Below are 21,167 nucleotides of genomic sequence, written 5' to 3' on the forward strand. Positions count from 1 at the left end.
TAATTCAATAAACGACTACCCGAATTCAATAAACGACTACCCGAATTCAATAAACGACTACCCGAATTCAATAAACGATCGCCCGAATTCAATAAACGATCGCCCGAATTCAATAAACGATCGCCCGAATTCAATAAACGACTAGATTTAAGAAGAAATTCGACTTGTGTGTACACGGTAGCCTTTCCAAGGGAGGTAATTTTACTTGTGTCTAAACCGTAGCTTTTATAAGGTGGGTAAAGGATCTACTGAAAATAGAAGCAAAACGCTGTAATTGTTTTAAACAACTTTGAGCCAATATGGTATGTAATGTAAATTATATTTAATTAATTTTGGATTCAACAGTAATATCACTGAAATGTGGCAAATACCGTCAGTGTTATCGCCGTAAAATCCCAGTTATGAGACAAAGAGAAAGAATTATACCTAATCGGCGTGGGGAACGAAAAGTACTATAAAACGCCACACTGCTGCTGATTAAGGGGTACTGGCTGTAATAGATGAATGTAACTGCTGAGAGTTATAAATATTTATATAAAACTCCATAACAATACTGAACTGTAAAAACCCTGATGCTGTGCCAAACTGGGACAGTCATATAGTTAAAACTAAAATCTGGGGTTCCTAATGACACAGCAACCGCTTCAAAAAAAAGCTTTATCGAAATCAACTGCTACACCTAGCTCATCAGAATTTCTGCAAATGCGACCTTTTGCACAAACAAGCAAAACGGAAACGCAAGAGGAACTTGTACCCCCAGATTTACAAGCGCAAGTAGAGCGAGCCAGTCGTTTTGGTCACAGCCTTGGAAAGTTAGCGATTCAACCCAAACTGACTATTGGTGAGCCGGGAGATAAATACGAGCAAGAAGCGGATAGAGTAGCAGCACAAGTTGTCCAGCGTATACATCAACCGGAAGCAGTGTCTGCAAAGCAGGAAGAGAATATACAGCGTGTAGAAAAGCCAGAAGAGTCAGAAATACAAATGAAATCCTTGGTGCAACGTCGGGAAGCGATTGGTGGAGGGGAAGCATCAACAGATTTGGAAAGAGCAATTAACAACGCAAAGGGTGGTGGACAGCCATTAGATGCAGGTCTGCAACGGTCAATGGGAGAGGCAATGGGCGCGGATTTTAGTGGGGTTCGCGTACATACGGATGCTCAGTCAGACCAGTTGAATAAATCGATTCAGGCGAAGGCGTTTACTACGGGGCAGGATGTGTTCTTTCGGCAGGGGGCGTATGAGCCAGGGAGTCAAGGGGGGCAGGAGTTGATAGCACATGAGTTGACTCATGTGGTGCAGCAGAATGTAGGTGGAGAAGGAGTTTTGAGGAAGTTCAATGGAAGAGGACACGAACGGGCAAGGATTCAACGAGTAATAGAGAATGAAAACTACGGGGCAGTAAGGGATACGAACGATATCGCCAAAAAATTCTTCTTAGGATACGATCAAGCAGTGAGCAAAGCGTATCAGTATGTATTGAGCTGTCCGAGCTTGGGAGGATATGCGGATCTAGACGGGCGGACGAGTCGGTGGAAAACGTTGTGGGAACAAGTCATGCTAGGCAAGCCCGTGGTGGGACTTCATGCACAGTTTGGATACGTGATCGAAACATTAGTCAGCGATAAGAGATCAGTGTATGCACAAGTGGGAGTACCTACAGGATATGTAGTATTCACCCAGGTCAGAAATGGAGCGACAATACCAGATTTAGTGTTGAGTGAGCAAAAGACGGCAAAACATATAGCGTGGCTAGATATAACAGCGTCAGGAAGTGGAGGTCATATATTTCAAAAAGATCAATGGGATAAGTACGTTGATATATTTGCCGAAGTGACGTATCCATCGCTGACGGTGGTCGAGATCGGCGTGATGAAGGTAAATAATAAAAATCTTGGAGGGATGAGTAGAAAAAAAATCAAGCAGCAGATGAAGTTAGCGGCCAAAAAACAAGAAGCGGACAGGAGGTTATGGAGAGAGTATGGAGGAAGAACTTTTGATTTAGCAAGACACATACATGAGAATAAATATACTAGTGAGATGCTGAAATTAACCCCAGGACTTTTGCAGAAGTCGATCACGGAAAAGGTGAGAGATGAGTTTAAAGCGCCAGGATTGGAAATGAAGATGGTGCCAGGAATCCTGGAGGGAATGGGTCTGCGCAGTAAACGGTATGGGTTCATGACAGGGACAGTGGTTAATCTTCTCGCGGGAGAAAGCTGGCTTGAGTGTAATTTCGCGAAAACAACATGAGAAGAGGTGAACGGAAGGGAGTTTGTGGGTAGTGTGGTCAGGGTTGTCGGGTGGGGGAAAAGGATTGGGTGCAAGTGAAGGCTTGGGAGATAGTGGTGGGGGAAGGGCGAAATGGTTAGCAAACTGGTTCATACACATAATACGAAAGAACCAGTGCGATCACAGGTATAATCGTAGGGTATGTTAACGAAGGTAAATGTCCAAACCCAACCCCAATCGAGGTGATAGCCCACTCTCAAAACCCCATCAACCCCACCCCTCACCCACTGCCACCACCGCCCCACATATTCCCCAATACGCCCAACCGACGCACCTTGCTCAAAAAGCCGGGAAACCTTCTCCAAACACCTCTCCACCGTCTTCAGGGCAACCCCCAAACCCGACGGTGAAAACCAATAACCCAAAAAATCAAAGCCCCGCGATATTCGCCCGATAAAGGTCTTATCCGGGTGCTTTTCCACCACCAAATCCGCCATCACCTCATTCACCGCCCTAATCGCCTCCCGCAACTTCCAGCGCGTCGGTGCCAAGATGACCCAATCATCCATATACCGCACATAAAAGCACCCCATTTCCGCCATGCGGTCATCCAACGGCTTCAGATACAGCGCCCCCATCAGAGGCGATAGCGGACACCCCAAGGAGATCCCCTGTTGGATATCCGTATATTCCCCGCCATCGGACACAAACCGCTTGAGGTACTGCAAAACCAAATGCAACACCACCGAGTCTTGTACATACCGACTCACCAAATTATATAAAATATCATGTTTAATACTGGCGTAGTAGCCCTTCACATCCGTGCGAAAGACAAACTCATTCTCGTGCAGATGGGCATTCACCTCCCGCACCGCCGCCTTCAGTCCTCCCGTTCCAGCCAAATGAAAGCATCGGAGTGACAAGTAGGGTTGCAACTCCTCATGCAGCACAATAGCCAAAGCTTTCAACACCAAGGCATCTTGCGCCGCCCAAATTTCCTTAACTTCTCCCTGCGCCGTTACTCGGCGCTGTTCTCGAAAGCGATAAGTTCCCGCCAGCAGTTGTGCCACTATCTGCGGTTTTTTCTCAGCCCACCACCGCCGCAACTGCCAAACATCATTATCTATAGTGATAGTGCTGGCGGCGTTCACAGAGCCACTCAAGAGCGCGTTCTATGACTTGATCACTGGTGACTCGTTCGATTAGCTGCATGATTTCCGGGTAAACCGAGGTTGAGATGCGATGCAATACGGTTTGGTTTACGGTTATTTGATGAAAATAATATATTCCAAAGACGCGATAAATCGCCGTCTCTACAAAGGACTGATTATTGTAAAGACGGCGATTTATCGCGTCTCTTACCTTAACCGAACAGTATTGCTATGGGACTAACCCGAACCCCAAAGGAAGCAATGCTAATCTGATAGTGCGATCGCTGTAGGTGCTGCGAGTGCGATCGCTCAAACAAACACGGAGCTAAAAAGTCGTATGAGGTGCGATGCTAGCGGCGGGCGGGGTGCGATCGCTGCTCTTGCGATTGATGCAACTTTTAATCATACCATTTTGCATACAGATAGTTATTCAGAATATTTTGATCTTTGCTCAGTAATATGTTGTTATTTAACAGAGCATTTGCTGTAATAATCCGATCAAAAGGATCGCGAGTCCAAGTAATCGTTAAACTAATGCTGATAATATCATTAAAGTTTTTATTACATATCTTTAAATCAATTTGATCGAACAGATTAGAAATAATCACATCCGGTTCATCTTTAATACGTTTTATCTCATATAAATACTGTAACTCTAATCGAACAATTGCCGAAATATAAACTTCATTGTCATTAATTAAAGTTTTAGCAATATCAGTTAATTTATCTGTCAAACCAGAATACAGCCATACAACTACATGAGTATCAAGATAAATCAATATTAAGCTCCTGCTCCCAACTGATATTAACTAAATCATCTGGATTTCCTTGGATAACATCAGGTTTAAAAGTCAAGTTTTTAAGTTTATCTTTTTTTTCTATAGGAACAATTTTTAACAACTTTCCATTTTTGTTAATCTCTAGCGGAATACCTGTTTCTAGTACCTCATCCAGTAAACGATCAATATTATTACTCAATTCCGTTAGTGTAACCTTTTTCATTGTGTTCCTTAAAGATTCACATTGTTTCATGAGTTTAGATATCATAGCAAAAATTCTTCTCTTACCCTGAAGATTGTTATTGAATGTAGCAACAATGCTTATTTCTCTGGTTAGAGATGTGCTATTAGCGCTCAATTTGTCAACTCTGCTCTTTCCTTAAAATCACCTGACGAAATTCTCTGACAGCTTCAATCCTTGAAGTTTGGGCAATTAGAACACACCGTGATAGCAAATCGATATCCAGGTCAGTTAGTCCAGGAAGCTGACTACGGTAAATTCGCTCATAGTTTTGCTCTTGCAGGTGATAGAGCGAGAAAAATCCATCTTCCCAGAACCAGACTTCAGGGACACCTAATGCCTTGTATCGCTCCAGTTTGTTAGAACCGCCACTGCTAAACACCACTTCTATTGAGATATCAGGGACGAGCTGCTTCTGACCAAACCAGTAAGACTCATCGGCTTGGGCAGATGCTGTTCCTTGACGTTCCTGAGTCATCGACCCAGCAGGGATAAATTCGATGCCCTTCTCTATCAGAAACAGTTCAATTAAGAACCCAATGATGGTTTTGAAAAATTCGTGGTCTTCTCCAGGCGTCAGAATCTCAATTGTGCCGTTGTAATAAAATAGCCGCACACCGTCATAGCCCTCAAAGCCTTTTTGGATTAGCTTGAACTGTTCCCATGTGCCATCGTAACGAACAATTCGTTGGTCGGTGGCTTTGCTCAGTAGTTGTACCATCGCCTTCGCCTCATGCTCGTATTAGGTCAACTTAACGCGAAATGGGCGGTTAGAAACAAATATCTCATTTAATCATTCTACTAAATACCTGGAATCTCAGATAACTCACATTTCAACTCTTCCACAGCAAAACCTGTGGCTTTCTGCCATTCCTCAATCGTAAAATTGTAGCCGTGTTGTTCTGCCATTTGTACAAATGTCTCCACATCAGGAGCAGTATTCAGCCTTTGGCGCAAATTGGGATTAATCTGAGCTTCTCTAAATAGTCTGGTAACTTCTTGCTGTGCCATAATTTCCTTCTTAAATAACGAAAATTTTAAGTAATTGCTAATTGCTAATTGCTAATTGCTAATTGCTAATTGCTAATTGCTAATTGCTAATTGCTAATTGCTGATTGCTGATTGCTCATTGCCATTAACCATTAACCATTAGCCATTAGCCATTAACCATTAGCCATTAGCAGTCTTAACCCACCCCTTCACCTCAACATCAGTAAGTTGTCTTTCCATCTTCATATACTCGTTCTTAGCGGCTTGTAAAATATGCTCCATCCGCACGGGCTGGTCGGCTTCGGCGGCAATAAATGCCGCGTTGAGAGCAATGTTCCGAATATTACCGCCTGCAACTTGCAATTTTGCGAGTTTCCACTCATCAAGCTCTTCAATGGGTGTCTGGCTGGGAAACGCCTTGAGCCAAATCTCTGCTCTTTGATTGATATCAGGAAACAGAAACTGGACAATAAACCGGATGCGGCGGAGAAATGCCTGGTCAATGGAATTTTTGAGGTTCGTTGTCAAAATAGATAACCCTGGATAAGCTTCCATGCGCTGCAACAAATAAGCGACTTCCATATTGGCGTGGCGATCGTGGGAATCTTTCACCTCAGAACGCTTGCCAAACAAAGCATCTGCCTCATCAAACAGCAAAATTACACCGCCCATCTCCGCAGCATCAAACACCCGCCCCAAGTTCTTCTCTGTTTCGCCAATATATTTACTCACCACTGCACTCAAGTCAATCCGGTATAAATCTAACCTGAGTTCTCGTGCTAGCACCTCCGCCGCCATCGTTTTACCCGTGCCACTTGCTCCAGCAAATAAAGCACTGATTCCCAGTCCTCGCTTACTTTTGCCACCAAAACCCCAGCGTTCGTAAACTTTGGTGCGTTGGTGAATGTGTTTTGCTGCTTCTCGCAGTACTTCCTTTTCGCGTTCCGGTAACACTAAGTCATCCCATCCCGCCGAAGTTTCCATACGTTGTGCTAGTTCATCCAAACGCGGACGCGCTTGAATGCGGCAGATGTCCCAAAGAAGCAGAGGGGGAGAATTAACGTCTCCTGACTCCTGACTCCTGGCTTTCAAGCAAGCAGCACGAATCCCACGATCGCTAAGATTAAAGTGAGAAACTAGGGCATCAACGTGTCCGTTGAGGTTGGGGGCATCGCTCAAAGCTTTCTGCCATAATAGACGCTGTTCTTCAGAAGTGGGGCTGGTAACGTCGAAGGTGATTAATGGGCGATGCTTCTGGCGACGGCGATCGCTACTCAATAGAATTACAGGGGCTTGGATGCTTTCTAGAAATTGAGAAATCGCTTTTTCTTCCTTCCCATCCAGCATTTCTAGGCGATCGCACTCTAGTAACAAGGCTACATTATTTAAACTAAATTCCCGTTCCCACAGGCACTTGACCGAGTTAAGAATGCTAATATCTGTGGGCAGTAATTCTACAGAAAGAGTGTAAGGTACAAAGTTAAGCTTGTCACAAGCAGTGGAAGCGATCGCTAAAAGCGAAGCCGCATCGTTGCCGCATAACTGCAATAGTGGCAGTAGCGGTTCTGATGGCGTTAAATACCAAATACTTACCATCTGTTCTACTAATTGCCAATGGGAAGGAACTAATTCTTCGCTCTTGGCTACAGCTGCGCCCATTGCTACAAGCCGTTCATTCAGATGATATGTACCCGTGAGATAGTGCAAAATTTGCTCGTCAATTCGCAAAGGACTGGTAGTGAGAGTATTACCAGCGCCAATTTCAATCAGCCGCGATCGCCGCAATGAGCCAGTGGGAGCCAGCGCTTCCCAGTAAGCATCTTCCAGCACCGCCAAAGCCAGACTAAAAGTAGGATAGTTCTTCTGGGCATCTCCAAGAGAGGCCGCGCAAAGCGGAGCAAAACTAGCATCTAACTCCATCCCCGCACACAAAAGCAATACATCCCGTTCAAACGCTGACAACTTGAAGGTTTGACAAAGTTGTTCCAAGGCTGATGGGGGAGATGACCCAAACAGTGGGAGACGCGGGGACGTAGTGAGGGGATTGTCTTCATCTTCCCCTGTATCTTCTCCAGCTTCCTTTGCCTGCATCAAAGCTTGTCGCACACGGGCAAGTTCCTGCATTAAGTAGCGTTGATTTTCTCTACGCCAGTCAGCATTTCTGTAAAAAATCATCTATGAAAAATCACTTTTCCAACTCAGCAATTAAGTTCTGCAAATAGTCAAAAGCCTCTTTAGGCGGGAGTAAGATGGCTTTACCCTGTTGTAAAATTTCGTACTTTCCTTTGTGGTAGCCGTGCCCCACAATCAATCCCATTTTTATGGCTTTGTTTCCCACCTCATTCAACATATTTGTAGTGGCAAATTCATATTCTTGTTCTAACTGCTCTCTCAACATTTTTTTAGCATTCATAGTAGTGTTTGATAATTGCTAATTGCTAATTGCTAATTGCTAGTTGCTAATTGCTAATTGCTAGTTGCTAATCGCCATTAGCCATTAACCATTAGCCATTAGCTATTAGCAATGCTTATTGTGAATTTAGGCGCGTTATACCACTTAAAAGTAGGACTAGTTTCATCCTTATCGATACTCAGCAAACTTTCCGCGCCATCGATTTGTACGCGCAGCAAATACTCGCCCACTTTTACACTTAGGAGATTAAAAGCAATGGTATCGCTATTAGCACTGCGCGATTTAGCTTCAAATTGGTAACTTAGAGGATTGTCAATTGACCATTCATTCATCACGAGAACAACTCGCTGTTTCTTGCCTACCATGACATCTAGCTGTACGTTAAGAATTGCCGATCGCAGTTCCTCAAAACGTCCTTGGGACTTGGAGAGGCTAAAAACCTTGATGGTCGGACGAAGTACAAAGGGCGCGACGTTTGACTCAACAGTACGATATCCATTGTTCACAGTTGGAGTACCAGTTGGGACGCTATGAATGACTTGCAAGGAAGTCACACCTGCCCGTAGGCAATCAATGGACAAGTCTGAAAGAGGTAGAATAATTTGGGTTTCGCTTACCTTTGATGGCGAAACATCAAAGCCATTAATTCGCACTCTTGTAATGTCACTCGCCAGATGCCTACCATATATATGCAAGGTGCTATTGGCCATTATTGGCTCTAATTTACCTGCCGCAGACACCACTTGTTCGACTACGGGACGGTTGGGAAAAGGAACCACACCACCTAAATTGCGATCGCCTACAGGTAATGACCGCTTCAAGGACTCTTCGCCCTCAATCATCACTACAGTTACTTTGTAAATCAGCGAGAGCATATAGGGAGCTTGGAAGAACACTGTCCAAACCTTAGATAGGTCATCTAGGCTGAGATCCATCGGAACGATGAGTAATTGCTGAATCCGATCTCCGAGGTTAGAACCAGCCAGAAATCTATAATTTGGCACGCTTAACGCTTCCTGAATAGTATCGCCTGAAATTGTTGAGCGATCGTTGAGCGTGCGAACCACACTACCTAATAATCGCTGTGCCTCTAACTCCGTATCATTACCATAAAAGCTAATTGCATAATAAAGGTCAAGTGCTGCCTGACGCCTGATTGTAGCTCCCTTTGAGCGTGCCATAGCGTCCGCATTATTAAGAGCGGGATTGCGACTAACATGATACAGAAAAAGATTAATACCGATTTCTGGTGTTCCATTGCCGATATTTCTAGGCTGCACCGTTGTGACTCTCGCACCATCTATATCTACCTGTACGGCAGATTGTAAAATGCTTTGGAAAATTGCTGTCACAGTTGCAACAGCCTGATAATTACTCACAGACAATTATGTTAATGAAAAAATGATTCTTTTCTTTACGTAACATTACTGAGTAAAATTCGGGAAATTTAGTTTTTCTACTTTATCCAAGTCTTAGGTGATTGTCCATCGATCTTGCCGTTTGGAAGGCAGGAAAAGCCATTTTTATTCTACTGACGCACAATTTAGTTATATATAACAAAGAATATTTTGCTTAATTAATAAATTAAACTGATTATAAAAAACTAATAATTAGTAAAATTTTATCAATATCAGCTTGTTAAGCCCTTGTAAAACAAGAGTAACGTGTGCCAACTTATATGAGTAATGTAAAGATACTGGGTACTAAGGGTAAGCACTTCTGAAAAATATGTAATAATAATTACACAATTAATTCAGAAATAAGGCGTTAAAATCTCCAAGTAATTACTTAAAATCATCGTTGGCAGGGGTTTCTCTACTTGCGAACCAGATGCCAGTTACCCAGATTTCAGCCCCGTTAGTCTAAAAAGTGCTAGAGGGCGTGATGAATGTATCTGAAATAACTGTAGTAGTCGCGGTTGTGATTCAAGTTTGTAGTTGATGGCGATATGGTAGCGTCAATGAATTCAGATTTTAAACACCCGTAAATAAGACCATATTGCTCACATAAGAGTTAGGTCGAGTTACTCTCGACGACAAAAGCAATACACTGCAAATCTTTGTGCGTTATCTACCCCTAAACCAATGGAGGATTGTTGCAAATGGCATTAGATTATTTTGCTCCTGGTGTCTACGTTGAAGAGGTAGACCGTGGCAGCCGCCCAATTGAGGGTGTCAGTATGAGCGTAGCGGGCTTTGTAGGCTTCACTGAAGATGTGCGTGGTGACGCAGATTTATTCAAACCGATGATGGTTACAAACTGGAGCCAGTATTTAGAGTACTTTGGCAAAGGTGGCTCAGATGGGTTTACAGACTTTGATGCCTACCTACCTTTTGCAGTGAAGGGCTGGTTTGATAACGGTGGGGGACGTTGTTGGGTGGTAAGCATTGGTACAAAACTACCTGGTTCCTCTGCTCCGACTTCCGAAGAAACTGGCACCAAGCTGCTTACCCCTGGTGGTAAGCCATCTTTGATGTTTAACCTCAAGCTGCCAGAAGCAGAAGGCAGCGTACCTGCCTTACCACCGAGTGGCGGACGGTTCATAGTTTCGATTCTCGAAAGTGAGCCGAAGCCTCTACCAAATGATGCGCCAGAGGGTACAGATACCCCGATTAATACAGGTGAATACTTCTCAGTTATTGTCCGTAGTGGCGACCAAATCCTGGAGCGGTATAACCATTTAACCTTGAACCAGCAGGTTGATACTGCGGTTGCTGATTATGTCGTAACTGCGCTGGAAAGTTCCGAGTTTGTGCAAATTGCTAATATTTCTCAGACAGGTCAAGCTCTCTCTCGTCGTCCAGCCAATGGTTCCTACGAAATTGCTCCGCCACCATACATTGCTCGTGCCGAACACATGACACGAGATGTGACTGGGGTACGCACCGACAAAACCGGTTTACAAGGCATTTTTGAAGTAGACGAAGTGGCGATGGTGGCCTGTCCTGATGTTATGCGAGCATACCAAAACGGACTGATAGACTTGGATCAGGTACACGGTGTCATAGAAATGATGCTGAGTATGTGCGAAAACTCTTTCCCAGGGCCAGCTTACCGGATGGTGGTGATAGACCCGCCGCCTGTCAAGCCTGGTAAAAACGAGAACCGTGCTGTTACTCCAGACCAGCAAAAACCGCAAGATGTGTTTAATTGGCTGAAGGAATTTAACCGTCGCTCAATGTTTGGGGCGCTTTACTATCCTTGGATAAAAGTAGCCAATCCCCGCAACGGTGGTAAACCAATTCTGGTTCCCCCTTGCGGTCATATGATGGGTGTTTGGTGCCGTACCGACCAGTCACGAGGTATTTTTAAAGCACCAGCAAATGATACTCCACGTGGGGTTCTCGGTTTGGCGTATGAAACCAATATGCGAGAACAAGAACTACTGAACCCTGTAGGTATTAACTGTATTCGTAACTTTGCCAGCTACAACCGAGGGTTCAAAATCTGGGGCGCTCGTACCTTAGTAGAACCAGAGAATATCCAATGGCGTTATATCAGTGTCCGCCGTCTCATTAGCTATATCGAGAAATCCATTGAGATGGGTACTCAATGGGTAGTATTCGAGCCGAACGATATGGATTTGTGGGAGCGTGTGAAGCGTACTGTCAGCAACTTCCTTGAGCAACTCTGGCGGGAGGGAGCGCTGTTTGGTGGTTCTGCTGCCGAATCATTTTATGTGAAATGCGATGGTGAAATGAACACCCACGAGACAATGATGAAAGGTCGTCTCTATGTAGAGGTTGGCGTTTGCCCAGTACGTCCAGCAGAATTTGTCATCTTCCGCCTTAGCCAGTGGGCACCAGGACAGTAAGTAATAAAAATTAGGAGACAGGAGAGAGAATTTTCACCCTGTCCCTACTTCTACATTTCCCGCATATCACGCGTTTTGTTAAGGAGTTGAAATATGCCTGAATTAAAACCAATACCTAGTAGTAGGTTTTATGTTGAATTTGATGGTGTTACCCAGAAACTGCTCAAGAGTGTCGCTGAGATGAACTTTACAGGACAAACCGTAGGACACGAAAAGCCACTTGCCTCCACTAAAGATGGTAAAACGCTTTGGCAAACAACTTCAGGCGGTTTCAAGCAAAATCCTAACTTCACTATTGAGGTTTACTTAGCTGAAGGTGACATGGATTTTTACAACTGGATGAAGGCTACGATGCCAAAAAGCGAAGGAGGAGACGGTAAATGGGCTGAGAACAGAAAGGGTGGCGCTATAGTTGCCTACGATAGTAGTGATACAGAAGTTATGCGCTGGAAGGTAACTAAGGCTTGGATTAAATCTTACAAAGTCTCGGAGTTTTCCGCCGACAGCAATCAATTGGCTGTAGAGACGTTTGAGATTGTCTGCGAACAAATAGACCGCACAAAATAAAACATTGGCTAATGGGTAATGGGTAATGGCTAACAGCTAATAGCTAATGGCTAATGGTAACAATCTAGTTAACAATTAACAATTAGCAATTAGCAATTAGCAATTAACAAAATCTAATACTTGTACAGGAGTTAACTATGGCAAAAGGTGAAGTGCTTTCTTGCTCTAAGTTTTATGTAGAGATTGACGGACTGACAGACTTAATTGTCAAAAAAGTCAGCGGCATCTCTATAGAGTTGCAAACTGCTGGAGACAACAATCCTTTTGGTGTTACAAAGGGAGGAAAAGCTGCAATTCAGGCAACAGTTACCGGAGTGAGTAATGGAACGGTCACGGTAGAATATGTGTCTACTGTTCAGGATGACAGATTAATAAAATGGTACACTGATTCCCACTCCCAACCCACTACAGGCGGAGGAACTACAAATAAAGGAGTGCTTAAAACTGGCTCTATCGTTCTGTATAATCAGGGTGGCGAAGAAGCAGCACACTGGAATTTGACAGGTGTTATGCCCAAAACTTATAAATCAAGCCAACTGGAGGCAGGCACGACGGAACTAGCTACGGAAACAGTCGAATTAGCTTTCCACTCCATCCGGCGTACTAAGTAATTTGAAATTAGTTAATGGCTAATGGCTAATAGCTAATAGCTAATAGTTAATAGCTAATGGCTAAAATGTATGGACTAAGACTTTGGATTCTAAACAATTAGCAATTAGCAATTAGCAATTAGCATTTTATCAATCTAAAATTACAAAATACTTCTGTGACAGATAAGCAGTATGAACTTTTAACTTCTTCCCGTTATTACTTAGAAATTCGGGTAGATGGTAGTGACGATCGCATTGACGGCTACTTCATGGAATGTCAAGGATTTGAGCGCACTCAGGAGGCCATCGAGTTTTGTCAGGTGACTCCCCAGAAATGGGGCAAAGATGGCAATAGCGTTGGTCGAGTAGCACGCACAAAAATACCAGGAAATTCTCACAGTGGTAATTTAATTTTGCGTCGCGGGATGACTGTTTCTATGGCGGTGTGGGATTGGTTCAGTGCTGTTGAAAAAGGCAACTGGGCAAAGCAACGCCGCAATGGTGATTTAACCCTGTACAACCAAAATGCTATTGAACAGGCAAGATTTAGATTTTTGGGGGCATGGCCCATAAAATACAAAATTTCTGATGTCAGTGCAAGTAATAGTGAGTTTGAAATCGAAGAGATTGAGTTGGCAATTGATGAATTTAGTCGGATTAAATGAGTAAAAACGCGATTACTCGTGTCTCATAAGAAGCTAAGGCTAATGGCTAATGGCTAATAGCCATTAGCAATTAGCTGTTAACAAAACCCTTTACTCTTGGTTAAGCAGTTAGGCCATGCAAACAGAGTTTGAATTTACTTTACCAAAAGGCTATCTTGATGTTGATGGCAATGTTCATCGCAAAGGGATAATGCAACTGTCACGGGCAATTGATGAAATTGTGCCATTGCGCGATCCACGAGTTAAGTCGAATCCGGCTTATGCAACGGTCATTATTCTTTCAAGAGTAATTAGCCGATTAGGTGCACTTGAGGAAGTGACACCTATCGTGATTGAAGAGCTATTTGCCTGTGACCTTAACTATCTACAAAAGTTCTATCGACATATAAATGAACTAGAATCGGAGGTTATGGAGCCAGAGATAACGTTAAAATCTTAGTTGGTATAGCCAATTACATGAGTTGTTAAACACTCAATAAAGCTGCTAATAGCTAATAGCTAATAGTTAATAGTAAGAAAACAATAGCAATTAGCAATTAGCCATTAGCTATTAACAAAAAAAGTTCAAAATCTATGATTGCTATATAAAAACTTGATGTTGACTACAGAGTTTGATTTTACACTTCCTCGTGGATTGATGGATACAGAAGGCGTAGTTCACCGTGATGGGGTAATGCGACTGGCTACGGCGAAAGATGAAATTGCTGTGCAAAAAGATCGGCGTGCCAAAGAAGGTGAAGCGTATAGCACTTTAGTGATGTTTTCACGGGTGATTGTTCGTATAGGTACGCTGTCAAAAATTACTCCCGAAATACTAGAAAATCTATTTACCCGCGACCTAAGCTATCTGCGGGAGTTTTACAACCGTATTAACCAACAAGGCAATTTAGAAATTCCTGTGTGTTGTCCTAACTGTAATAATAAGTTTTCTTCGGAGTTGGCGCTATCGGGGGAATTTTAGGCTATCCCTCAGACCAACTTTATGAGGAGATAGCCTGTGTTGCTTCTGAGTTCCATTGGTCGTTAGAAGAAATTCTCGATTTGGAACATAGCGATCGCCGTCGCTGGGTTATGGAAGTTGGCAAACTTAGAGAGTAATCGATAATGGCTAATGGCTAATGGTTAATAGCAATGAGCAATTAGCAATTAGCAATTAGCAATTAACAAATATGACTAAATCACAAATTAACGGCAAATTATTAGAACAAATTTTACATGACTCATTCTTGATGGAGCAGTTGAGCGATCGCGTTTACAAACTTTTGCAAGAAGACTTCCGCAAGCATCAAGAACGCTCTCAAGGATATGGGAGCCGAATTTAATGGTGGCAACAAATGGAACACAAACTTTTGGACTCAACTACGTCACAGCTAATCGTTTCTATGTGGGATTAGAAAGTACTATTTCTGCCTCGTTTACCGAGTGTCAGGGTTTGGGAGTTCGAGTCAAGTACGAAACTTATTATGAAGGAGGTGTGAATGACCAGCAACGTATCTTACTAGGACAGCCAGAATTTTCAGAAGTGACTTTAAAGCGCGGTCTTAGTGATGATATGGTATTTTGGCAATGGGCAAGTCAAGTTATGAGAACTGATGCTCAAAAGGCGATCGAACGTCGCAACGTTAACATTTTAGTGTTCAACCAAGCCGGCGAAACCATGCAGTGTTGGACGCTGATTGGAGCTATACCTGTTGGTTGGAAAGCTCCTCAATTAGCAGCAGATTCTTCTACAGTAGCTATTGAAGAATTAACCTTAGTTTATGAAGGCATTAAAGTTGCTAAATCCGGTACAGCTTCTGCAACCTCCCTCAAGGGACGCAATAATGGCTATTTTGGTAGTAATTAAGCAATGGCTGAATCAAATAATGTGCCTTTAAGTGAAACTTCTCACTCGAAGTTAACAAAATTAACAGAATCTCTAAGTAAAAAAGACATATTGTCACCACATAAACCTTTGGGAAGCAATCAGGGACTTACCCCGCAATTTATCGTACCATTAGGAGTGCAGTCTCTTTCTATACTAGCTCCGACAATTTTTTCTTCTAAAAAATCTGATTCAGATTTTTCTAATAATTTGTTTGAGGATTCACCATTTTTTTCAGAATACCGAGCTGCGACTGCAAAAGATAACGCAACAAAACAAGTTTCTCGTGATTTAGTCACTTCATCACCGACAAAGCAAATTTTACAAAAAAAACTAGATTCAACAATTTCACCTCTGCAATCTTCCAACCTGACAAGAAAATTGCAGAGATCGGAATTTTCCGACACACAAGCTGATTTTGCAGTTAACTTTGAGTCAAATAATACCCAGCATAAAGCAGCCGATATTGAGGATCGGGCAGAGTCGGTTATAGTTGATTCTCTCGCACTTTCCCCGATGCAGGCGATCGCACCAGTAACTACTTTAATACCAAAGGTTCAGTCAAAAGCAGATTTTGATTCATTTCCTACATTACAAGCGCATACAGAAACAACGGCATTGGCTTCAGACAGTAATATCACGGCTGAAAGCTCATCTCTACTAAAGAATTCTGTTTCTGATTCAGGAAATATGATTCAACGTGCCCCAATAACAGATACGCCAGCAAGAAATAGTCAGTCAGGAACGTTGCTACAAATGCCACAGGTTCTACAAAATATTATGGTTTTGGATTCACTCGCTTCCAAGCGATCGCTGAGTCAATATGCTGCTACTAATATAGTTACTCAGAGTTCTACTAACTCCCTTAAATCAGACCGTACAACTGTGTCAGGTAGCAATGTATCCTCTTGGTCAAATATTGGCAATTCTGTAAAGAGGCAGACAACTTCGGTACAGCGAAAAATAAGTAAACAAGATAGTTCATCTGTCAATACTCTAATTCAAGCCAAAGGAGCCAACGAACCAGAAACAATTCGACTATCAAGCGAGCAAGCCTTCGTCGATACAACAGAAGAGTCTAGTAGCTCTGAAGTATCGAAAAGCATAGAAACATTGGCGCAAGCAATCTATGAGAAAGTACGGTATCGCTTGCGTATTCAGCAAGAGCGTCACGGACGTGGTTATACTGGACGCTCATCCTGGTAATCCTATTTACGTTGAGAGGAGAAAGTTATGTCACTAGTCAAAGCTAAACTGGTTTCCTCAGATGGGGGTGAAACGATTGAATTCATGTTTAACCCCAATCAATTAGTTTTTCAACAACAGATTAACCTTACTAAAAATAGCGGTGCGCGTACTGGTAGAGGATTACCTAAAGTCAACTTTGCTTATCCAGAACCTTGCACGCTCACCATCAATGACATTTTGCTAGATACTTATGAAGAAGGCGGTGGTAAAAGCGTCATTGTCCATATCCAAAAGTTTGAAAAAGCAGTGAACTTTCTAGAGAGTGGCAAAAATCAAAAAAAGCGCCCGCCAACTTACGTATTTGCTTGGGGTAGCAATCAATATATTCGTTGTTTTATCACCAACCTGACCTACAAATTAATTATGTTTTTGCCAGACGGTACTCCAGTAAGGGCAAAATTAGATTTGAGTTTAGAAGAAATTGACGAATCAACCTCCCAACCGAGTATGGGTACACCTAACCAAGTTGACCGTACAGGAGATACTCGTAGCAAGCGTATGAATTAATTGCTAATTGCTGATTGCTAATTGCTAATTGCTGATTGCTAATTGCCATTAGCCATTAACCATTAGCCATTAGCAATTAACTTATGCCTGCCAGTTATACTGCAATCCCAACCTTAAAAATTGACGGACAACCTGCGTCTGATAGTTTGTTAGAAGATATTCTGCAAATCACTGTGGAAGAAAGCTTGCATGTACCGGGGATGTTCACCTTAGTAATTCGTAATGATTATTATTCAGCTCGAGAAGGGGAAAACCCGTGGCTGTACGATAATACTTTTACTATTGGTAAATCTATTGAAATTGGTTTTACTTCCAGCAACACGGAAGATGCTGACTTTAACGCTGCTAATCAGAGTACCTTACTTAAGGGTGAAATTACTGCTGTAGAGGCGCAGTTTAACGCGGAATCTCAGGCTCCGATTATTATCCAAGGTTACGATGTCAGCCACCGTTTGCACCGAGGACGCTACAATCGATCGTTTCAAAATAAGAAAGATTCGGACATTGTAAGTCAAATCATTGGTGAAGCTGGCATCACGGCAGGGACAATTGATGAAACTGGTGGCCCCTATGGATTTGGCGATCCGGTGGGCTACATCTTTCAAGAAAACCAAACTAACATGGAATTTTTGAGGGAACGAGCGGCACGTAATGGTTTTGAGCTATTTGTACAAGATGGCAAGCTGAATTTTCGTAAACCTTCAGGGGGTAATTCGTTGAACCTAAAGTGGTTAAAAGATATTACCAACTTTCATGTGCGTGTTAGTAGTACCGAACAAGTTAGCTCTGTTGAAGTTAGAGGATGGGACTATAAGAATAAGCAGGCGATCGTCTCCACTAAAAGCGCTCAAACTGCTCAGGTTGTGACTTCAATTGACCAGGGAAAAGGCACTCAAACCAGCACCGCCTTTAACAGTAGTCCGAAAATGATTGTAGTCGATAAACCGGTTTTTTCTAGCAAAGAGTCAGACGCGATCGCCCAAGCACTTTTCAACGAACTTTCTGGTGAGTTTGTCCAAGCAGATGCCCAAGCTGTGGGAAACCCAGATATTCGACCGGGAAAGGTAATATCTCTAAAAGATATGGGCAAATATAGCGGTAGCTATTATGTCACCGAAACCCGTCATATTTTCCAAAGCAGAGTTTATAACACAGAGTTCAGCATTCGCGGCTTGCGAGGTGATGATTTATTTACTGCTATGACTCCCCAAGCTCGTTTGCAGCCAGGACAAACCTTAATAGTAGGAATTGTCACCAACAACAACGATCCGAAAAAATGGAGTAGGGTAAGAGTCAAATTTCCCACTTTGACAGAAGAACATGAAAGCGACTGGGCAAGAGTAGTCGGAATTGGTGCAGGAAGTAGTCGCGGATTTGACTGTTTACCAGAAGTTAACGACGAAGTGTTAATTGGGTTTGAACATGGCGATATCCACCGTCCCTTTGTCATTGGTAACGTTTGGAATGGCAAAGACGCACCGCCCACTAGCGTACAGGAATCAGTTGCAGATGGTAAAGTGCGACTGCGGACATTCAAAACTCGTCTGGGTCACACCCTTCAGTTTGTCGAAGAAGATAAAGGTAGCAGCAAAAAGGGTGTGTATGTGAATACTGTAGATGGCCACAAATTGAATATAAATGATACAGATAAAAAGATTGAAATCAAAACTAAAGATGGTCATCAAGTCCTGCTAGACGACCAAAAGAAAAAAATTGAAATCAAAACTAATGGTGGAAATATTTGTAATCTTGACGATCAAGGGCGGAAAATTACCCTCACCGGGACTGGTGAAATTGAATTGACAGCACCCCAAAAAATTACCCTAAAAGTTGGAGGTAGCAGTATAGAAGTTTCTATGTCTAACATCAAGTTGAGAATGGGTGGTAACACCATCGAACTAGGAGGCGCAGGGATTAAAATTGAATCCGCCATGACAACCACTGTAAAAGGATTAACAACTACCATAAAAGGCGATACAACAGTAGCCGTAAATGCCCCAGTCGTAAATATAAGCTAATGGCTAATGGCTAATGGCTAATAGCTAATGGCTAATAGCTAATGGCTAATAGCTAATGCTCATGGAAAAAAAGCAATTAACAATTAGCAATCAGCAATCAGCAATTAGCAATTAGCAATTAGCAATTAACAATTAACATAAACAAAAACTATGCCACAACAAGTTGTGATGGGCGCTTCTCTACAGTGTGTGCCATTTGGTACTGCACCTAGTTCGCTGTTAGTTATTCCCAAAGGCCCGCCGGTAATGGTGAATGGGATGCTAACAGCAACAATTATGGACTTTGCGCCTTTTGTCAATATCCTGCCTTTTGGAATGTGTACCTCGCTGACAAACCCAATGGTAGCTGCGGCAACTACCGCAGCATTGGGTGTTTTAACACCTATGCCTTGCATTCCAGCGATTCTCGGCCCTTGGAAGCCAGGAGCGCTAAAAGTTAAAATTAACAATTTTCCAGCATTGCCAAATACTTCAATATGTAACTGTGCGTGGGGTGGTGTAGTTAAGATTAACTATGCAGGACAGGTGAAGGTAAATATTACATAAAATGAATGCTAAGTAGAAGGACTAAATTAAACCTAACTTGACATTGCCGGGTTTCGACTTCGCTCAACCCTCTTTGAGTCAAGCTATCGAGCATTGAGCGAAGTCGAAATGCGTCTTATAAATAATTGTGTCCACTTACTTAATTAATTTAGTGTGCGATATAGGATTCAGCATTTACCCTTAGAGCCGTTAGGCATAGTGGCATTGCAAAAGTTAGCATAGTCAAGCTTAATGCCGCTAAGAATAGTTTGTTGCAGATTTGCTTGGCTCAGGTTAGCACCAGTTAAATTAGCCTTACTTAAGTTAGCTTGACTTAGTTCTGCACCACTGAGATTTGCTTGTACCAAATTAGCACCACTAAGATTAACGCCCTTGAGGTTGGCTCCGCTCAAATTAGCACCACTTAAGTTAGTATTGCTCAGATCGTTACCACTGAAGTCAACATTTTTGAGATTAAGACCGCTTAAGTCAGCACCGCTCAATTTCATGTGTTGTAAATTTGCACCCTCCAACTTAAGTGCGCGTAAATTACTGTTTTTCACTATGGTATTGCTGATATCTGCGCCACGGAGATTAGCACTTCTCAAATCTACAGTCTCAAGATTTGCGCCTCGTAAATCAGCGCTAAATAAGTTAGTATTCTGTAGCTTTGTCCTGCTAAGATTCGCGTTGGTGAGGTATGCTCGTGCTAAGTTAGCTGAGTTTAAGTTGGAGTCTTCGAGGTTTGCACTTTCGAGGTAAGCACTACTCAGATTTGCCCGACTAAGGTCTGTTTGCGTAAGAGTCGCTCCGCGCAAGTCCGCCGCTATTAAGCTACCTTTTTTCAAGTTTGCTTCGCTGAAGCTAGCGTTTCTCAAGTCACTAATAAAAAAGCTAGATTTCTGGAGATTTGCCTGATTGAAATTAGCTCCACTCAGTAGCGCATCTTCTAAGGTAGCTTTTTCTAGATTCGCCCCTGCTAAATTTACATTTCGCAAGTCAAGTTCGTTGAAGTTCGCTCCTTCAAGGTCGGCTGCGTGCAAATCTTGGGGCGCTCCTTGGTTAACTACTTGCATAACCAAACGCCATTTACTACTAATTACCGTCCGATCGCTCACGATCGTATTATTCCATCTCACCCCCTCCAACTTGGCATCTTGTAAATTAGCATTTTCTAAATTCGCGTTTCGCAAATCCGCTTCTGTCAGGTTCGTCTTCACTAGAAACGCTCCGCGCAAGTCTGCACCATTCAAATTCGCACCTTTGAGATTTGCACCTCTTAAATTTGCTCCACGCAGATAAAAACCTTTCAGGTTAGCATTTACCAAATTACATTTCTCACACTCTCTAGTTTCTAACAACCGCTTCACATTATCAGAATTCACAGCCTCGGCTACCGTTGCTAACAGCAAAGGAAAAATCAGAGAAATTACCAAAATTTTCATAACTCGACTATCTTTTTGGGAATACTAAATTTTGACGCTAATTTCTCGCTGAGAACTCTCTCTACTAGAAATAAATGTTACTAGTAGCTAATTGCTAATTGCTAATTGCTAATTGCCA

The 21,167-nt window shown here is 42.7% G+C and carries 23 protein-coding genes; 14 read left to right on the top strand and 9 right to left on the bottom strand.

Annotation, left to right across the window (positions count from 1 at the left end; translation table 11 throughout):
• The first annotated feature begins 627 nt into the window (after window positions 1-627).
• Entirely contained in the window at window positions 628-2,253 is a 1,626-nt protein-coding gene (locus tag RMX98_RS24385) for a DUF4157 domain-containing protein (protein WP_322677778.1), read from the top strand.
• A 128-nt stretch (window positions 2,254-2,381) separates the two neighbouring features.
• Here RMX98_RS24385 and RMX98_RS24390 read toward each other — a convergent pair whose 3' ends face one another.
• From RMX98_RS24390 to RMX98_RS24425, 8 genes are all read right to left on the bottom strand, one after another.
• A complete protein-coding gene (locus RMX98_RS24390; RefSeq protein WP_322677779.1) occupies window positions 2,382-3,383 on the bottom strand; it encodes a reverse transcriptase/maturase family protein in 1,002 nt (333 codons plus the stop codon).
• A gap of 398 nt (window positions 3,384-3,781) precedes the next feature.
• Window positions 3,782-4,162 carry a type II toxin-antitoxin system VapC family toxin gene (locus RMX98_RS24395; protein WP_322677780.1) on the bottom strand — a complete coding sequence of 127 codons (381 nt, stop codon included), beginning with the start codon at window positions 4,160-4,162 and terminating at the stop codon, window positions 3,782-3,784.
• Window positions 4,149-4,385 (bottom strand): type II toxin-antitoxin system Phd/YefM family antitoxin, encoded by a 237-nt coding sequence (locus tag RMX98_RS24400; RefSeq protein WP_292864751.1) that lies wholly within the window; start codon window positions 4,383-4,385, stop codon window positions 4,149-4,151. Before RMX98_RS24400 ends, RMX98_RS24395 begins: the two co-directional genes overlap by 14 nt.
• Window positions 4,386-4,524: 139 nt before the next feature.
• Window positions 4,525-5,124, bottom strand: a complete 600-nt coding sequence (locus tag RMX98_RS24405) for a Uma2 family endonuclease (protein WP_322677781.1) — start codon at window positions 5,122-5,124, stop codon at window positions 4,525-4,527.
• Between the two features lie 80 nt (window positions 5,125-5,204).
• On the bottom strand, window positions 5,205-5,414 hold the full coding sequence (locus RMX98_RS24410) for a Nif11-like leader peptide family natural product precursor (protein WP_322677782.1): 210 nt from the start codon (window positions 5,412-5,414) through the stop codon (window positions 5,205-5,207).
• Window positions 5,415-5,573: 159 nt separating this feature from the next.
• Entirely contained in the window at window positions 5,574-7,568 is a 1,995-nt protein-coding gene (locus RMX98_RS24415) for an ATP-binding protein (protein ID WP_322677783.1), read from the bottom strand.
• Between the two features lie 10 nt (window positions 7,569-7,578).
• Window positions 7,579-7,806 carry a hypothetical protein gene (locus tag RMX98_RS24420; RefSeq protein WP_322677784.1) on the bottom strand — a complete coding sequence of 76 codons (228 nt, stop codon included), beginning with the start codon at window positions 7,804-7,806 and terminating at the stop codon, window positions 7,579-7,581.
• Between the two features lie 98 nt (window positions 7,807-7,904).
• Window positions 7,905-9,185: a DUF4255 domain-containing protein gene (locus RMX98_RS24425; RefSeq protein WP_322677785.1), complete on the bottom strand. Its 1,281-nt coding sequence runs from the start codon at window positions 9,183-9,185 to the stop codon at window positions 7,905-7,907.
• Window positions 9,186-9,907: 722 nt separating this feature from the next.
• On the opposite strand from RMX98_RS24425, the gene RMX98_RS24430 reads away from it, so the two are divergent.
• The 13 genes from RMX98_RS24430 to RMX98_RS24490 all read left to right on the top strand — a co-directional run bounded on the left by RMX98_RS24430 (window position 9,908) and on the right by RMX98_RS24490 (window position 19,625).
• Window positions 9,908-11,620 (top strand): phage tail sheath family protein, encoded by a 1,713-nt coding sequence (locus RMX98_RS24430; RefSeq protein WP_322677786.1) that lies wholly within the window; start codon window positions 9,908-9,910, stop codon window positions 11,618-11,620.
• A 93-nt stretch (window positions 11,621-11,713) separates the two neighbouring features.
• Complete coding sequence (locus tag RMX98_RS24435; protein WP_322677787.1) at window positions 11,714-12,187, top strand: phage tail protein; 474 nt, start codon at window positions 11,714-11,716, stop codon at window positions 12,185-12,187.
• 137 nt (window positions 12,188-12,324) lie between these two features.
• Window positions 12,325-12,798, top strand: a complete 474-nt coding sequence (locus RMX98_RS24440; RefSeq protein WP_322677788.1) for a phage tail protein — start codon at window positions 12,325-12,327, stop codon at window positions 12,796-12,798.
• Between the two features lie 155 nt (window positions 12,799-12,953).
• The gene (locus RMX98_RS24445) at window positions 12,954-13,442 is read left to right on the top strand and encodes a phage tail protein (RefSeq protein ID WP_322677789.1); all 489 of its coding nucleotides are present in this window, start codon (window positions 12,954-12,956) and stop codon (window positions 13,440-13,442) included.
• Window positions 13,443-13,557: 115 nt separating this feature from the next.
• Window positions 13,558-13,881 (top strand): hypothetical protein, encoded by a 324-nt coding sequence (locus tag RMX98_RS24450; RefSeq protein WP_322677790.1) that lies wholly within the window; start codon window positions 13,558-13,560, stop codon window positions 13,879-13,881.
• Window positions 13,882-14,037: 156 nt separating this feature from the next.
• Entirely contained in the window at window positions 14,038-14,403 is a 366-nt protein-coding gene (locus tag RMX98_RS24455; RefSeq protein ID WP_322677791.1) for a phage tail assembly protein, read from the top strand.
• Window positions 14,397-14,540, top strand: a complete 144-nt coding sequence (locus tag RMX98_RS24460; RefSeq protein ID WP_322677821.1) for a DUF6760 family protein — start codon at window positions 14,397-14,399, stop codon at window positions 14,538-14,540. Before RMX98_RS24455 ends, RMX98_RS24460 begins: the two co-directional genes overlap by 7 nt.
• Before the next feature lie 71 nt (window positions 14,541-14,611).
• Window positions 14,612-14,764, top strand: coding sequence for a hypothetical protein (locus RMX98_RS24465; RefSeq protein ID WP_322677792.1), 153 nt, complete (start codon window positions 14,612-14,614; stop codon window positions 14,762-14,764).
• Entirely contained in the window at window positions 14,764-15,288 is a 525-nt protein-coding gene (locus RMX98_RS24470) for a phage tail protein (RefSeq protein WP_322677793.1), read from the top strand. The genes RMX98_RS24465 and RMX98_RS24470 overlap by 1 nt, the downstream gene beginning before the upstream one ends.
• 3 nt (window positions 15,289-15,291) lie before the next feature.
• Window positions 15,292-16,512, top strand: coding sequence for a hypothetical protein (locus RMX98_RS24475; RefSeq protein ID WP_322677794.1), 1,221 nt, complete (start codon window positions 15,292-15,294; stop codon window positions 16,510-16,512).
• 27 nt (window positions 16,513-16,539) lie between these two features.
• On the top strand, window positions 16,540-17,061 hold the full coding sequence (locus RMX98_RS24480) for a hypothetical protein (RefSeq protein ID WP_322677795.1): 522 nt from the start codon (window positions 16,540-16,542) through the stop codon (window positions 17,059-17,061).
• Window positions 17,062-17,144: 83 nt separating this feature from the next.
• A complete protein-coding gene (locus tag RMX98_RS24485) occupies window positions 17,145-19,079 on the top strand; it encodes a VgrG-related protein (protein ID WP_322677796.1) in 1,935 nt (644 codons plus the stop codon).
• Window positions 19,080-19,229: 150 nt separating this feature from the next.
• Window positions 19,230-19,625: a DUF4280 domain-containing protein gene (locus RMX98_RS24490; protein ID WP_322677797.1), complete on the top strand. Its 396-nt coding sequence runs from the start codon at window positions 19,230-19,232 to the stop codon at window positions 19,623-19,625.
• Between the two features lie 167 nt (window positions 19,626-19,792).
• Here RMX98_RS24490 and RMX98_RS24495 read toward each other — a convergent pair whose 3' ends face one another.
• Entirely contained in the window at window positions 19,793-21,049 is a 1,257-nt protein-coding gene (locus tag RMX98_RS24495; RefSeq protein ID WP_322677798.1) for a pentapeptide repeat-containing protein, read from the bottom strand.
• Between the last annotated feature and the right edge of the window lie 118 nt (window positions 21,050-21,167).

The sequence above is a fragment of the Nostoc sp. DedQUE02 genome (assembly GCF_034531035.1).
Lineage (GTDB): Bacteria > Cyanobacteriota > Cyanobacteriia > Cyanobacteriales > Nostocaceae > Nostoc.